This is a genomic window from Vibrio sp. SG41-7 (assembly GCF_014164465.1).
In the GTDB taxonomy this organism is placed as follows: domain Bacteria; phylum Pseudomonadota; class Gammaproteobacteria; order Enterobacterales; family Vibrionaceae; genus Vibrio; species Vibrio splendidus.
In genome coordinates this window covers 1-1,132 of record NZ_JACJFF010000293.1, presented here as the reverse complement: position 1 = coordinate 1,132, position 1,132 = coordinate 1, and the positions used below count along the sequence as shown (strand labels likewise).

Annotated in this window: 1 protein-coding gene; it reads right to left on the bottom strand. The window is 41.0% G+C overall.

Annotated features, from left to right (window positions below; translation table 11 throughout):
* The coding region (locus H5300_RS26720) for an ISAs1-like element ISVba1 family transposase (protein ID WP_182797359.1) at window positions 1-1,043 on the bottom strand (1,043 nt) is incomplete at its 3' end.
* Between the last annotated feature and the right edge of the window lie 89 nt (window positions 1,044-1,132).

Below are 1,132 nucleotides of genomic sequence, written 5' to 3'. Positions count from 1 at the left end.
TTTCTTGGTACAGACAAGTTACCCTCTGATTTTCTAAATAGGTTCTGCACAAAGCGACGACAACAAGCCATATTCAACGCCGAATCCCCGGCGTAAATTCGCTGCTCGTCTTCTTTAAAAATAACGTCCAACGCCCAGTGCTGCTGATTCTCTATGTGCCAGTGCTTTCTTGTTGCCTTTGTGGCTAACTCTAAAGATAAATAGTCTGTGCAAATATAGTACGAAGTTTCATAACTCCCTTTCCCTTTGACACTCCTATCTCTTACCACTGCAACAATGCTTTTTACTAGACACCACTTCTCTCTGAGTGCTTCGCTAAAGGCAGCTGGAAGCACGTAAACCTCACGAACCTCTTTTCTACCATGCCCTTTATCTTCCGTAATGTAAGATTCCTGTTTATCTTCAGGCAAAGCCCAATAGTCTTGGAATTGCACATCAATTTCTGCTAATAAACTTGGTTGATTCAGTTTAACTTGTACTAGGATATCTCCACCTTTATCAACCACTTTATTCAGTGTTTCAACCTGACAATGCAGGGCATCAGCAGTTAATAAACATCCTTTGATATCTAAAGCGTCTAGCATGTTTCTTATTGCTAGCAGCTCCATACCTTTGCCGTCACAAGGTTGATGTGTGAGAGTCAAACCCTCGTCTACATCAAATGCCGAAACCATATAGAGGGGGTGCTGTTGTTTGCTTGCTTTTGCCCCTTTTAGAACCTTCCCATCAACACTGATTATAGGCTGAGCATGCTTCTCTCTGTGCAAATTGACCCAGCCCACCATAGCTTCCAATAGCGTCTCTGGCACAACGGATCTCATGATCGCAGCTATATTATGTCGAGTGGGAAGACCATTTTCGTAGGGGAAATACTCACGTAACCACTCGATATTTCCTTCACCGAAATCCTTAATCTCTGTCCATTTATTTTGACCACAAATCATGGCTGTTATGACCACGAAAGCGACTTCCATAACAGGATAAACTTGATTGATGTGCGAACGGGTATCTTTCACTTTTTTAAGTTGCTCAATGATAATCATGTGCGAATTTCTCATGTTTTTTTACTTCATGATCAGATCGTGATTATCTAAAAAAGTTCCCTGTAAAATAAATCCTTTATTTTCAATGA